Genomic DNA, 12926 nt, shown 5'->3' with positions numbered 1-12926 from the left:
ATACCGGAGATCACCACGGCACGCTTCCCGCGGCGTCGACGAAGGTCCCCGACGGTGCGGAATCGGGCAGGGTTGCCGCCCGGTGGATCACCTCGGCCGCCGCTTCGGGTGTGGTGGGCGCGTGGTCGCGATTGCCCGGCGCCAGATCGGTCTGCACCCAGCCGGGACAGACCGAGGTGACCTTGATCGGGGTATCGGCGAGGGCCTTCGCCAGGGCGATGGTGAGGTTGTTCAAGGCCGCCTTGGACGACTGATACGCCGGAACGAGCGTCGAATAGTACGGCGATTCCGGGTTGCTCTGGTCGGCCAGTGACCCCATCGTGCTCGAGATATTGACGATCCGCCCCGCCGCACTCTTGCGCAGCAGCGGCAGGAACGCCTCCACCACGGCGACCGGTCCGAATACATTGGTGGCGTAGGTCCGCCGGAACATCTCCACATCGACGATCTCCCGCGGACCGGGGTCGGCGGCCTCGGGCAGGATACCGGCGTTGTTGATCAGGACATCGAGGCGACCGAATCGTTCGCCGACCTCCTTCGCGGCGGCCCGGACGCGGGCCGTGTCGGTGACGTCCATGGCCAGACCGCTCGCCGAATACCCTTCCCGAACGAACCGATCGGCGGCTTCCGCCGCGGCCTCGGCATTGCGTGCGGCGACGACGACGACATGATCGCCGTCGCGGGCCAGGCGGTGGGCCGTGGCCGACCCGATCCCTCGGTTGGCGCCGGTGACGAGCGCGATCTTCACGAAGCGATTCCTTTCGTGGGAACTGTTACGCCATCCATCACAACAGGGTCCGCCGGCGGAGTCCGGCGAGAATCGGACGTCGCGTTCAGAAGTACCGGACCCAGATGTAGAGCCAGGCGAGCAGGCTGGACAGGGCCGTGACGACAACACCGTATTTGGTGAACTGCCAGAACGTGATCGGGTGGCCCGCGCGACGGGCGAGTCCGAGTGCCACGACATTCGCGCCGGCGGCCACAGCGGTGCCGTTGCCGGAGAAGTCGGCGCCGAAGGCGAACGACCACCACAGTGCCCGGCCGGTCGTGGGGTCCGAGGTCTGGGCGACGAGTTCCTCGACGACGGGCGCCATGGTCGTCGTATAGGGGATGTTGTCGATGAAGGAGGCGACCACCGCCGAGCCGAATACCAGCACGGCCGAGGTGAGCAGCGGACTGTCCCCCAGGAGGCGCACCGCGGCGGCACCCATGGCGTCGATGACCCCGGTGTGCACGAGACCGGCGACCATGACGAACAAACCCATGAAGAAGACCAGGGTGTTCCATTCGACTTCGCGCAGCACTTCTCCGACGTCCAGGTCGGACATCAACAGCATGGCACCCGCACCGAGGAGGGCGACGATGGACGGGGCCAGGTGCAGCACGGTGTGGAACGCGAAACCGATCACCACAGCGGTCAGGATGAGCAGGGAACGGATCAGCAGACGCGGGTCGGTGATGGCGCGATGTTCCTGAAGGGCCATGACGGTGTCGACGTGTTCGGAGGTACCACGCAGGTGCCGCCGGAACAGCAGCCGAGTGAACACCACGAACAATACGAAGATGACGGCCACCGCCGGTGCCATGTGCAGGAGGAAATCGTTGAAGCTCAGTCCGGCGCGGCTACCGATGATGATGTTGGGCGGATCGCCGACCAGCGTCGCGGCGCCGCCGATATTGGCGGCGAGCACCTCGGCGATGAGGAATGGCTGCGCCGGAATACGCAGCCGGTCACAGACGACGACGGTGACGGGTGCGACCAGCAGGATGATGGTGACATTGTCGAGGATGGGCGAGGCGATCGCCGTGATGGTCATGAGCATGACCATCAGCCGGAACGGGTGGCCTCTCGACCGTTTGGCGGCCCAGATGGCGAGATAGTCGAACAACCCGGTCTGTTTGATCACGCCGACGATGATCATCATGCCCAGCAGCAGGAAGATGACATTCCAGTCGATGCCGACATGGGCGTTGTAGAAGACTTCTTCGCCGGGAATCAGCCCGGTCACCGCCATCAGCGCGGCCGCGACCAGGACCGTGGCGACCTTGTTCGCGCGTTCGGTGGCGATGAACCAGAACGCGCCGACGAAAATTGTCAGCGCGGCTATCTGGCTCATCATCACCCGATCCGGCTCGTTCAGTCGTTGTTTCCGGCAATGGCCAGGCTGATGAGCAGACGTTCGAGAGTGACGGCACCGAGCAGGCGGCGCTCGGAGTCGACCACGGCGACGAGCGGGCTGTGCTTCTGCGCCATGAGGGCGGCGATTTCGAGCAGGGTGGCGTCGGGGCCGATGGTGGCCGGGGTGGTGGCCCGCTCGGGCAGGCAGTCACCGACCGTCCACCGACCGGGCTCGTGCCAGAACAACTCGGCATGAAGTTCGTCGATGGTACGCACCAGGGCGGGATCGTCCTGGTAGGAGCTGGGAATGGCCAGGCGCAGCACCTGGGTGCCGGGCAGCACGGCGACCGGATGGTCGGCGGCGTCGACGACGATCATCCCCGGCAGACGGTTCACCACCATCAACCGCATGGCCTTGGCGACGGGGTCGTCGACGTGGACGGTCGGAAGTTGGATCACGATATCGCGTGCTTGCATATCAGTATCCCGGTACGCGTACAGGAGGCGGGTGGTGCTCATGAGCGACCTCGTTCGGCGCACAGGCGATCCACGCGGCGCTCCAGGCGCGTCACCCGATCCCGTAACGGGACGCTGTACAGAAGATCGGCCACCTGGTCGGCCTCGTCGGGGTCCAAGGGGATGGTCAAGGCCGGTTCGTCGCGCGGCTGTTCGTCGTCATCGCGCGACTGCTCGTCGTAAATGTAGAGCCGGGCGTGGTCGGCACCGGTGAACAGAGCGAAATGCCCGCCCCCGCGAGTCCGGAAATGGTGGAGAACGCCCCGACCGGGAACCGTCCTGCGGTCGATGTCCATACCCGAACTCCTCCCGCGACCTGCTCGAAACCGTTGCGATTATCAGTCTGGTCCGTGCCGCCGGAACCCACCATCGGCGCGGACACCCATTTCCGGTGGAGTGCGGTGTGTAGTGACCGACACCGAAAATGAGGGTCGGGCCTCATGGACACCATCGGGTTCGGCGGCCAGACTGTCAGGATGGACCGTTCCGCGAACAGTGGCGGGCTCCTCGGATGGCATACCCGAACACCGGCCGATATGTTGTTCCGGCGGATTTTTCTGATAAACGGGTTGGTGTTCACTCTCGGAACACTGGTGTTGGCGCTTTCTCCGGCAACGGTTTCCGCCCGGGTGCGAACTGCCGAAATCCCGGTGTTGGTGATCGGTTTGGCGGTGATCCTGACCGCGAACGCGCTGCTGCTGCGCTCGAGTCTGGCTCCGTTGGGGGCGCTGATCTCCTCGATGCAGCGGGTGGATCTGCTGCGGCGCAACGGACGTCTGGCCAGTCCCGTTCAAGGGGATATGGCTCATCTGATCGATACCTTCAACGCCATGGTCGATCGGCTCGAGTCCGAGCGGACCACCGCCAGCGCCTCGGCGCTGGCCGCTCAGGAAAGCGAACGCCGGCGTATCGCCCGGGAGTTGCACGACGAGATCGGCCAAAGCCTCACCGTGGCACTGCTGTCGATGAAACGTGCCCTCGACAAGGCTCCCGCCGAGGCGATCGACGATCTGTGCAATGCGCAGGAGACCGTACGGGCCTGTATGGACGAAGTTCGCGGTATCGCGCGCCGGCTACGACCCGATATCCTCGACGACCTCGGACTGCCCAGCGCCCTGAGCGAGCTGTGCAGCGAGTTCTCCGCCACCGGCGGCCTCGAGATCACCCGCGATATCGACCGCACCCTGCCCCGCTTGGCGCCGAATATCGAGCTGGTCTGTTATCGCGTCGCCCAGGAGGCGCTGACCAATGTCGTCCGCCATGCCCACGCCCACCATGCCCGGTTGCTGCTGCGCTTCGGGGAAAACCGACTCGTCCTGCGGGTGAGTGACGACGGCTGCGGTGGTGTCGTCACCGATGGGGCCGGTATCCGCGGGATGCGGGAACGGGCGCTGCTCATCGACGCCGTCCTCACCATCGACTCACCACCCGGCCGCGGCACCGTCGTGGAATTGACCGTACCGCGAGAAGATCAACGGAGCCGACCATGACCAGTCCGGCATCGCCCGCTCGTATTCTGTTGGCCGATGATCACACGCTGGTCCGCGCGGGACTGCGGATGATCATCGACGCCGAACCCGATCTCACCGTGGTCGCCGAGGCCGCCAACGGTTACGACGCCGTTCGGCAGGTGACCGAGATACCGGTCGATCTGGTGGTAATGGATATCGCCATGCCACGGATGACGGGTATCCAGGCGGCCCGGGAGATCAATCGGGAGCATCCCGAGGTTCGGGTGCTGATGTTGTCGATGTACGACAACGAGCAGTATTTCTTCGAATCCCTCAAGGCCGGCGCTTCCGGTTATGTGCTCAAATCCGTGGCCGACCGGGATCTGCTCGAGGCGTGCCGAGCAACATTGCGAGGAGAGCCGTTTCTCTACCCGGGCGCGGTGACCTCGTTGATCCGGGAATGGTTGCACCGCGCCCAGTCCGGTGACGCACCCCCGGACAGTATTCTCACCCCCCGCGAGGAAGAGGTACTCAAACTCATCGCCGAGGGATACTCCGCGCGGGATATCGCCGATACCTTGTACATCAGCGTCAAGACCGTCGACCGACATCGCGCCAATATCCTGCAGAAACTGGGTTTGCGCGATCGGCTGGCACTGACCCGCTACGCCATTCGGGTCGGCCTGATCGAACCCTGATCGTTTCCCGCGCCCCGCACGTCACAGGTCCGACCACGCGCCGCGCACCGTCCACTCGACCCACCGATGCGGCGAGGCGGCCATGAGAAGCACCCGCCGGCAGTGCGCGTGTCCTGCTGTCGAAGGTCGACGACAACCGGCCCATCTCGTCCTTCGATCCGGTCCGAGCGACGAATCCACCCCGGCCTCCCGAGCTTCGGAAGCGGAGGAGCACCGAGAACGAATACAACCCGAGACCGCGACAGCTCACGGCCTTGTCGAACATTATCCATGTGGATAATGTTATCCGCATGGATAACAAATCCTCCCGTTTCGTCGCGCCATCGGACGACCACCCCCTCGACCACGTCGAATCCGGTAGGGAGACCCGGTGGTCGTGACCCCCCATCGGGCGGCGACCGAAGCCCGCAGACAACAGATCACCCGAACCGCGGTGGCCCTACTGGACGAGCTCGGCTACCAGGCCACCACCTTCGAGGCCATTCGCAGTAGGGCCGGCCTCAGTAGCAAACGGCTGATCACCTATCACTTCTCCGGCAAGGACGAGCTGTTCGCGGCCATCGCCGACCAGATCGTTGCCGACGCCGACGCCCATATGCGGACCGCGCTGGCGACCGCAACCGGCGCGCGGGAAGTGCTCGCCACCGCCATCCGGGCGAATGTGGCGTTCATCGCCGAGCACCTGCCGCAGGTGCGAGCGCTCCAGCAAATCCTGCTCAACGGCGGTCACGGCGTCTGGGAGCGGCACCACATCGAAGCGGTGAACCGGTTGGCCCGCTTGTTCACGGAAGGTCAGGACACTGGGGCCTTCCGTCCGTTCGATCCGCAGGTCATGGCGGCGGCGCTACGCGCTGCCATCGACAGTGTGGTCCCGCTCCTTTCCGCCGGGGCCGATCCCGATCGCTGCGGAAACGAACTGGTCGAACTCTTCGACCGCGCCACGAGTGCACATCCGCGACGGGAAGACGTCGCCGACCGGTAGACGAAAGGACTGTCGATGACACATACGGGTACCGCCGGCCGGAGGTATGTCGTGACCGGCTCCGCATCGGGTATCGGTGCCGAGACCACGACAATGCTGCGCGAGCGCGGCGCCGAGGTCATCGGTTGCGACCTGATCGACGCCGATATCGTGGCCGACCTGTCCACCACTGCGGGACGGCAGGCATTGATCGACCAGGTGAGCGAGCGTGGACCCATCGATGCGGTACTCGCCGTCGCCGGGGGCGGCAGAACCGGTCTCCTCGAAACGAACTACTTCGGGGCCGTCGCGACACTCGAGGGACTACGGCCACTATTGGCACAAAGCACGGCGCCCCGAGCGGTGGTCGTCTCGTCGACCTCGTCGCTGGCGCCCGCGGACGAGCGCGTGGTGCAGGCATGCCTCGACGGCGACGAGGCCACCGCCGTCGCCTATATCGACGAGAACCCGACCATCGACGGCACTGCGGGCGCTTACGGTATCGCCAAACGCGCGCTGAATCGCTGGGTGCGCAGAGTCGCTCCGACCCCCTCGTGGGCGGGGGCCGGTATCGCCCTGAACGCTGTCGCGCCCGGTGTCGTCGACACCCCCGCGGCCGCGTGGATCCTCACGAACGACGACACCCGCGCCGCCATGGAAACCGCGGCGCCACAACCGTTCGGTGGCTTTCCCGGCCGACCGGAATGGGTCGCCGAGCTCCTCTGTTGGCTTGCCGGCGCGGACAACCGATTCGTGACCGGTCAGATCATCTTCGCCGACGGAGGCGCGGAAACGACATTGCTCGGTGACCTCCACTGGCGGTGACCGCCAACGGCACACGGGCACGAGTGACCGCATCTTCGACACCCCCGGCCCGACCGGATGTGCTGTGATGGGCAGTGGCCGGACCGATTACGACAGGGCGACCACAGCGGTCTTTCGAAGGAGAATCATGTCCTTTCCCGGACTTCCCCGTCCCGCGGCCGGGGAGGTGCTGTTGGTCGGCACATGCTACGAGGACGGCGCGGCACTGTGGGGTGGGCTGCTCGACGAGCTCGCCGGCCGTCGGGACGGTGATGCGTTCGTCCTCGAAGACGGTGCGGTGCGGCTGCGGCCGGTCGAGAATCTCGAGTGGAATTACCTGCACGGTGGGAACTTTCCGGCGCTCGTCCCGGACGACGGTCCGATACCGCCGGTTGTGGTCCTGGCCGATATTCCGGTGGTGTACGGCGGGAGCGGGCCGTTACTGGTGGATCTGGCGGTGGTGCCGGGGCGCGGTGTACGGGTCCCGTCGACCCGACTCGGCGAGATCCTGGCCGAACTGCTCGGCGGCGCGCTCACATTCGATCGGCTGGTGCGCGAGATGGACGCGTGCGGCGTGTATCAGGGCGACGCGGGCCAACCGGCCTACCCCACACCGCCGGCAACCCCTCGCGTCTTCCCGGCACTACCGGCCGACGGGGCCGTACTGCTGATCCGTACCGTCTTCGACGACGATCAAGGCTGGTATGCCCTGCTCGACGAACTGGGCGGGGTCGACGAGAACGGATGGGTGGGCGCAGACCTGGACCTGGACGATATCGATGTGGACGAATTCCCGTTGACGGCATCGGTCGTCGATGACCCGGCCTACGCGGGCCTGCTGCCGGGTCAGGTTCCCGCGCTGGTCTCGCCGCGCGAGGAGCGTTTGGTCGTGCTCGCCGACGCTCGCACCTTCACCGAGCCCGACCGGCCGCTGACCGTTGTCGACCTGCACGACACCCCGGGGCAGTCCACCGTCCTGCCCTGCCGCATGGTCGGGTCGATGGCGTGCAACCTGGAGCTCGGCAATATGGACTTCCACGAGTTCGTCGCCGTCACGGACACCAGGCCGTGGTGGGAGGAAGACTGAAAGTCATGCCGAGCAGTTGTTCTCGACCGGCGCGTGAGTAGGCTCGACCGGCCGATACTCACCCGTCCGCTACCCTGCCGGGACTATGAAAACGGCTCCCGACCAGCCCTTGATCAAGCCGGGGTCGGCGCGATCACCCGACCAGCCCTTGATCAAGCCGGGGTCGGCGCGATCACCCGGCCGGCACTGGAGTCGGATACGTCGCCAACTTTCCGGGTCGTCCGATGCGGAGTCGTCGTAATCGCAAGGCGATGCCGACAGGGACGCCCGGATACGCAGCCATCCTCGGGGACGGGCACCTGCTCCCCCGGCCACGACATCGGCGAGGTCACCGTCAACCTGCCGGAATCGACCCGCAAACCGAACTCGAACACGGTGTCGAAAGCATGACTGTCGTCGATCGGAGCGGCACGGCCAACCTCCACCGTGATATGCACGCGGGCGTTCACGCCGGTCATGATGGCGGCGGCGTTCTCCGCGATCGCCATGTGGTCGTCCCACCCAATGCGCATGGTCCCACGCGACGATCTTCTCCGGGTCGCCATCCACGAGTTCGATCTGGTGGTAAATCTGGTGGTAATCGGAAAAGATCGAAAGCTCGGTCGTCACTCGTTCATTTTCGTCCACATTGCACATCAAATCGGTCGACAGTATGTTGTCGGCCGATCAGGATGCTGTCATGGAAGCACGTTCGGTTCATGTCGCCGTATACGACACCCTCGCCGACTGGGAGGTGGGCGCGGCCACCGCACACATCAGCAATGGAGCCTGCCACAAGGAACCGGGCCGATACGTGATACGCACGGTCGGCCCGAGCACACAACCGATCACCACCATGGGCGGTATGCGGATCGTGCCGGATATGGCATTGGCCGATCTCGCCCCCGCCGACAGCGCCATGCTGATCCTGCCCGGCGCCGAGGGATGGGAAACCGACAAGCTGACCGCGTTCGCGCAGAAGGCCCAGGAGTTCGTCGACGCCGGTGTCCCGGTCGCCGCGATCTGCGGCGCGACCTTCGGCCTGGCCCGCCAAGGACTGCTCGACAACCGCAAGCACACCAGCAATATGGCCGAATACCTCATCGCCTCCGGGTACGCCGGAACCGAACACTATCTCGACGAACCCGCGGTCACCGACGCCGGCGTGATCACCGCCAACTCGACGGCTCCCTTCGAATTCGCCCGAGAAGTGCTGGGCGCTCTCGATATCTACGAACCCCACGTGCTCGACGGCTGGTATCGCCTCTTCGCCTTCGGCGATCCCGCCGGTTACGCCGTCCTGGCCGAATACGAGGCCCAACAGACCGCCGACCGTCCCTGACCCGCACCGGGAGGATCACCTCCGGCGACGAGCAGGAATTCTTCGGCACCGCCGCCATCACATCCTTTCACCGCAACGGCCGGTTCCTCGCCATCGCCGAGAAGCCGGCCACCCCGGCAGGACTCATCGCCGCCTGATGTCAGGCGCTCGGAGCGGGCCGCGAGGAACGACTTTCAAGAAGGCTCCGCATAACGGGCGACAATCGCGGCGGCACGATCGCGCAGAGTTGCGCGCAACGACAGCGGCTCCAGGACCTCCGCATCCGTGGTGAGCTGCCACAACGCCCATTCGGCATGTCGTGAATCCTGGAAGGTGACTTCCAACCGCAGTTGCCCATCCGCATCGGGTTCCTCGGCGCGGACGGCCAACGCGGTGCCCACCAACTCTTCCCGTCGCGCCGGATCCACCCGCACCGATACGGTGACCTGGTCCCCGCCGGTCCGAAACCGGGCGCTGCGTTCCTGCCACATCCGCTCCAGGTCGACCCGATCCGGTCGCCGGGCCGGCTCCGGGAGTTCCTTCGCGGCCAACACCCGCGACAGTCGATAGGTGCGATCCGCTCCGGACCTCCTGGCCAGCAGATAGCCCCGGTCGCGCGCAATGACCAGGCCGATCGGGTCCACGGTGCGCCACTTCGGGCTCTGGCCGACGGCCGCATAGTGGATACGCAACCTGTGTCCGGCGAATACCGCACGCCGGACCTCGGCCAATATGTCGCCGGACACCTCCTCGGCGACCAGCCGACGCGCCAATAGATCGGTCTCCGGGTCGATGAGCAATCGTTCGGCCCCGTCGACCGCGGTGGCCCGATAGCTCTCGGGGAGAGCATCGACCACTTTGAGCATTGCCGAGGCAAGTGCCGAACCGAGGCCGAAGGCCTGCGCACCGCGCCGCGATCCGGCGATCAGCAGGGCAAGCGCCTCATCGTGGTTCAGCCCGGTGAGCTCGGTCCGAAACCCGGGTAACAATGCGAAACCACCGCGTCGGCCGCGTTCGGCATAGACCGGGACGCCGGCCGCGGACAGCGCTTCGATATCGCGCAATACGGTACGGGTGGATACTTCCAGCCGCTCGGCCAGCTCGGCCGCGGTCATCCGACCACGCCGGCGCAACAACAACACCAGCGACACCAACCGGTCGGCGCGCATACGAAAACTCTACCGAATACACGACATGAGATGTCGTGTTTCGTTGGGAGGCTTACCACCGCGACGTCGAGGACAGCGGCCACCTGGCCGATAGGCGTACGCATTTCAACGAACCGAATGGAGCTGATGTGGTAGCGGAACGAACGGCGATCAACCCGGTGACGTGGTCGTTGGGAATGGGATTCAACCAGGGAGAACTCGTCTCCGGACACACCCGCACCCTGTACTGCTCCGGGCAGACCGCGACGAACGACGCCGGCGAACCCCAACATGCCGGTGATATGGCGGCACAGTTGGCGCTGAGCCTCGACAATCTGGAGGCCGTGCTCGAAAAAGCCGGAATGTCGCCGGCGAATCTCGTCCGGCTCAATGTCTACACCACCGATGTCGACTTGCTCCTTCAGCACTACGACGTGCTGGCGTCGCGGCTGGGCGCTTCCGAGTCGGCACCGGCCACCACGATGCTCGGGGTCACCCGACTGGCGACCCCCACCCTGATGGTCGAACTCGAAGGCACCGCCGTGCAGTGATGTCCACTCGCCGCCTCCGACAGAACGTTCGGAGGCGGCGAGGACGCACCCAACCTCCCATACCCGCCCCCGCATTGTCTTCGAGCCGACCATATTCCGGCAGATGATCGCATCGACCTGATCCACTCGGTAGGCTCGGCGAACCGCCGACCGCACTTCCGCCCCTGACCGTCTCCGGCCGTGGCCGGCTCCCGCCGGTGGTATCGCACAAGCGGAACTCCGACAGGCCGGTCCCACCATCTCCCCGGTCGTCTCCGATACTCCTCGGGCTGCCCCTCAACCGGCCCCGCGGCACGGCCGGAACTCTCGGGTGGGTAACCGATGATTTTCGCGACCGATAACCGTCTACTTCCTCGACACGCGATATCGCATGTGGTGGTTCCCATCGGCGCATGCGACTACAGCGCCCTATACCACGAAGGAGTAGAACCGATGTCCATCCTGATCTCGACTGCGTTCATCTCGCTCGACGGTGTCGTCGAGGCTCCCGGAGGGGAGCCCGGCTACCGCAACTCGGGCTGGACCTTCACCGATATCGAGTTCGACGCGGCCGCCTACGAGATCAAGGGCCGCGAGCAGAAAGAGGCCGAGGCCATGCTGTTGGGCAGAGTCAGCTACGAGGCGTTCGCGCCGGTGTGGCCGAAGATGACCGAAGAATTCCCCGACTACAACGCGATGCCGAAATACGTGGTGTCGACCACACTGCAGGAGCAGGATCTGGTCTCCAACTGGGGTGAGGTCAATATCCTCCGTTCACTGGACGATATCGCCACGCTCAAGGAGACCCAGACCGGGCCGATCATCATCCACGGCAGCGCCACCTTGAACCGCGGCCTGTCCGATGCGGGCCTGATCGACCGATACCACCTGCTCGTCTTCCCGGTCCTGCTCGGCGCCGGTAAGCGGCTGTTCAGCGATACCGACAAGGACAAGCAGAACCTTCGACTCGTCGAGAGCGAGTCCTACGGCAACGGAATCCAGAAACTGGTCTACGACGTCGTCCACTGACGCATCCGGCCGATGTCCTGAGTCCCCTCTCGAATCGGCACGGTGGCGGTTCCGCGCAGATCCCGAAACCGCCACCTGCCGATCACACTCGACCGTCGAGAACACCCACCTTCGGACAATCACAGGGCTACAAGTGATGCACCCCCGGTGGTAACGTCGCCCGAACTCGGCGCACGCCGGTCTCTCATATGGCGCTGGACCATCCGGTTCGATCGATAGGATCGTCGGATGTTGTGGAGGTTCGATGCCCAACAAGGCGATGGAGCTCGCGCTATTGGTTCGCGACGGCGCCTTACGCCTGGTCCGATCATTGGGCAAGTACGCACAACACGATTCATCCTCGATTTCAATCCTCCCCAACGGCATGCGCCGATTCACCGATGAAATTGCCGAGAAAAACCGAACCGCAGGAGATATCGTCTCCGGCCAGGGGCCGAAGACAGCTCATCGAGATGGTGGGTCCGGATCGAGATCCGAGCTCTCTCGACGCGTGGTCTCCGACCCCAGGGTCAATAGTCGGATCGGGGAAGATCTGGCCGAACGACACAATCTCGATGTGTTCGGTTTCGGTACACCGGGGTTCGATACGCACACGGTTCGCGAGTTCGTCACGGGCATCGACGATATGCTCACCAAGTATCCGAAAACCAGCATCGTAGCGGTGCGGATCGATCGCCTGAAAAAAGGCGCCAGAAGTTTTGCAGAGTCCTGGGAGAGCAAGTCGCTGGTGGACCATCCGCCACGATACGGCACCGCGATAGCATTCAGCGAGAAATACGCCAAGGATCCGAATCTACTGGCCGAGAGGGCGCGCAGATCCGTAGAGAAAAAACATTTCCCTCCAGGGGCGGATGAACGGCCTGCATATTACGCGGCGATCCACGAATTCGGTCACGCACTGTCCGATTCCGGAAAATCCAAGGCCCTCGACAAAGCCGAGGAAACCCTGAAAGATTATTACAGCCGGAAATACGGTCATCGGAATGATGGTATGACATACGAGCAGTGGCGGGACCAACTGAGCGGATACGGCTTCCACGACGATGGAAGCCTGAATCCGGTGGAAGCCCTGGCCGAATCGTTCTTCGACGTCGAAATGAACGGCGCCCAGGCCAGTGAGCCCGCGCAGGTACTACACAAGCTGTTGCTGGACACGGCCGAATCGGAATGGCGAAAAAGGGATTGACGTGCAAGGCATAGGCCATCGGGGCCGGCGACGGTTCGCCCGAGAACCGATCGGGCGTGAGAACAACAGCGTTCGGCCGTGCACATATCGCACCATT

At 64.7% G+C, this 12926-nt stretch carries 15 protein-coding genes; 9 read left to right on the top strand and 6 right to left on the bottom strand.

Going from position 1 to position 12926, the window contains the following annotated elements:
- Nucleotides 1-10 precede the first annotated feature (10 nt).
- From ON32_RS25875 to ON32_RS25860, 4 genes are all read right to left on the bottom strand, one after another.
- Nucleotides 11-748, bottom strand: coding sequence for an SDR family NAD(P)-dependent oxidoreductase (locus tag ON32_RS25875; RefSeq protein ID WP_040793636.1), 738 nt, complete (start codon nt 746-748; stop codon nt 11-13).
- An 85-nt stretch (nt 749-833) separates the two neighbouring features.
- Nucleotides 834-2120, bottom strand: a complete 1287-nt coding sequence (locus ON32_RS25870) for an ArsB/NhaD family transporter (RefSeq protein WP_040793635.1) — start codon at nt 2118-2120, stop codon at nt 834-836.
- Between the two features lie 17 nt (nt 2121-2137).
- Entirely contained in the window at nt 2138-2638 is a 501-nt protein-coding gene (locus ON32_RS25865) for a CBS domain-containing protein (protein ID WP_245551295.1), read from the bottom strand.
- Nucleotides 2635-2931, bottom strand: coding sequence for a cation:proton antiporter regulatory subunit (locus ON32_RS25860; RefSeq protein WP_040793634.1), 297 nt, complete (start codon nt 2929-2931; stop codon nt 2635-2637). Before ON32_RS25860 ends, ON32_RS25865 begins: the two co-directional genes overlap by 4 nt.
- Nucleotides 2932-3111: 180 nt before the next feature.
- On the opposite strand from ON32_RS25860, the gene ON32_RS25855 reads away from it, so the two are divergent.
- The 5 genes from ON32_RS25855 (at nt 3112) to ON32_RS25835 (ending at nt 7636) form a co-directional block, all read left to right on the top strand.
- Nucleotides 3112-4125, top strand: a complete 1014-nt coding sequence (locus ON32_RS25855; protein WP_051133701.1) for a sensor histidine kinase — start codon at nt 3112-3114, stop codon at nt 4123-4125.
- Nucleotides 4122-4784 carry a response regulator gene (locus ON32_RS25850; RefSeq protein ID WP_040793633.1) on the top strand — a complete coding sequence of 221 codons (663 nt, stop codon included), beginning with the start codon at nt 4122-4124 and terminating at the stop codon, nt 4782-4784. Before ON32_RS25855 ends, ON32_RS25850 begins: the two co-directional genes overlap by 4 nt.
- Nucleotides 4785-5154: 370 nt before the next feature.
- Complete coding sequence (locus ON32_RS25845) at nt 5155-5766, top strand: TetR/AcrR family transcriptional regulator (RefSeq protein ID WP_040793632.1); 612 nt, start codon at nt 5155-5157, stop codon at nt 5764-5766.
- 51 nt (nt 5767-5817) lie between these two features.
- The gene (locus tag ON32_RS25840) at nt 5818-6570 is read left to right on the top strand and encodes an SDR family oxidoreductase (RefSeq protein ID WP_245551294.1); all 753 of its coding nucleotides are present in this window, start codon (nt 5818-5820) and stop codon (nt 6568-6570) included.
- A gap of 127 nt (nt 6571-6697) precedes the next feature.
- Nucleotides 6698-7636 (top strand): DUF6924 domain-containing protein, encoded by a 939-nt coding sequence (locus ON32_RS25835; protein ID WP_040793630.1) that lies wholly within the window; start codon nt 6698-6700, stop codon nt 7634-7636.
- Between the two features lie 152 nt (nt 7637-7788).
- Here the strand turns inward: ON32_RS25835 and ON32_RS27400 are convergent, their stop codons facing one another.
- Entirely contained in the window at nt 7789-8148 is a 360-nt protein-coding gene (locus ON32_RS27400) for a hypothetical protein (protein ID WP_157224371.1), read from the bottom strand.
- A gap of 167 nt (nt 8149-8315) precedes the next feature.
- On the opposite strand from ON32_RS27400, the gene ON32_RS25825 reads away from it, so the two are divergent.
- Entirely contained in the window at nt 8316-8957 is a 642-nt protein-coding gene (locus ON32_RS25825) for a type 1 glutamine amidotransferase family protein (RefSeq protein WP_040793680.1), read from the top strand.
- Nucleotides 8958-9130: 173 nt separating this feature from the next.
- Here the strand turns inward: ON32_RS25825 and ON32_RS25820 are convergent, their stop codons facing one another.
- A complete protein-coding gene (locus ON32_RS25820; protein ID WP_040793629.1) occupies nt 9131-10105 on the bottom strand; it encodes a helix-turn-helix transcriptional regulator in 975 nt (324 codons plus the stop codon).
- A gap of 176 nt (nt 10106-10281) precedes the next feature.
- On the opposite strand from ON32_RS25820, the gene ON32_RS25815 reads away from it, so the two are divergent.
- The 3 genes from ON32_RS25815 (at nt 10282) to ON32_RS25805 (ending at nt 12829) form a co-directional block, all read left to right on the top strand.
- Entirely contained in the window at nt 10282-10635 is a 354-nt protein-coding gene (locus tag ON32_RS25815) for a RidA family protein (protein ID WP_051133699.1), read from the top strand.
- A gap of 432 nt (nt 10636-11067) precedes the next feature.
- Entirely contained in the window at nt 11068-11643 is a 576-nt protein-coding gene (locus tag ON32_RS25810) for a dihydrofolate reductase family protein (protein WP_040793678.1), read from the top strand.
- Nucleotides 11644-11887: 244 nt separating this feature from the next.
- A complete protein-coding gene (locus tag ON32_RS25805) occupies nt 11888-12829 on the top strand; it encodes a hypothetical protein (protein ID WP_040793628.1) in 942 nt (313 codons plus the stop codon).
- Nucleotides 12830-12926 lie beyond the last annotated feature (97 nt).

The organism is Nocardia paucivorans NBRC 100373 (genome assembly GCF_000308675.1).
Taxonomy (GTDB): domain Bacteria; phylum Actinomycetota; class Actinomycetes; order Mycobacteriales; family Mycobacteriaceae; genus Nocardia; species Nocardia paucivorans.
Note: the sequence above shows the minus strand (reverse complement) of the source record. Positions and strands in the feature narration are given on the sequence as shown.

Coding starts and splice junctions, on each gene's coding strand:
- ON32_RS25805 (WP_040793628.1), top strand. CDS start 11,888: ATGCCCAACAAGGCGATGGAGCTCGCGCTATTGGTTCGCGACGGCGCC.
- ON32_RS27400 (WP_157224371.1), bottom strand. CDS start 8,148: ATGCGCATTGGGTGGGACGACCACATGGCGATCGCGGAGAACGCCGCC.
- ON32_RS25860 (WP_040793634.1), bottom strand. CDS start 2,931: ATGGACATCGACCGCAGGACGGTTCCCGGTCGGGGCGTTCTCCACCAT.
- ON32_RS25870 (WP_040793635.1), bottom strand. CDS start 2,120: ATGATGAGCCAGATAGCCGCGCTGACAATTTTCGTCGGCGCGTTCTGG.
- ON32_RS25825 (WP_040793680.1), top strand. CDS start 8,316: ATGGAAGCACGTTCGGTTCATGTCGCCGTATACGACACCCTCGCCGAC.
- ON32_RS25835 (WP_040793630.1), top strand. CDS start 6,698: ATGTCCTTTCCCGGACTTCCCCGTCCCGCGGCCGGGGAGGTGCTGTTG.
- ON32_RS25855 (WP_051133701.1), top strand. CDS start 3,112: ATGGACCGTTCCGCGAACAGTGGCGGGCTCCTCGGATGGCATACCCGA.
- ON32_RS25850 (WP_040793633.1), top strand. CDS start 4,122: ATGACCAGTCCGGCATCGCCCGCTCGTATTCTGTTGGCCGATGATCAC.
- ON32_RS25815 (WP_051133699.1), top strand. CDS start 10,282: ATGGGATTCAACCAGGGAGAACTCGTCTCCGGACACACCCGCACCCTG.
- ON32_RS25810 (WP_040793678.1), top strand. CDS start 11,068: ATGTCCATCCTGATCTCGACTGCGTTCATCTCGCTCGACGGTGTCGTC.
- ON32_RS25865 (WP_245551295.1), bottom strand. CDS start 2,638: ATGAGCACCACCCGCCTCCTGTACGCGTACCGGGATACTGATATGCAA.
- ON32_RS25820 (WP_040793629.1), bottom strand. CDS start 10,105: ATGCGCGCCGACCGGTTGGTGTCGCTGGTGTTGTTGTTGCGCCGGCGT.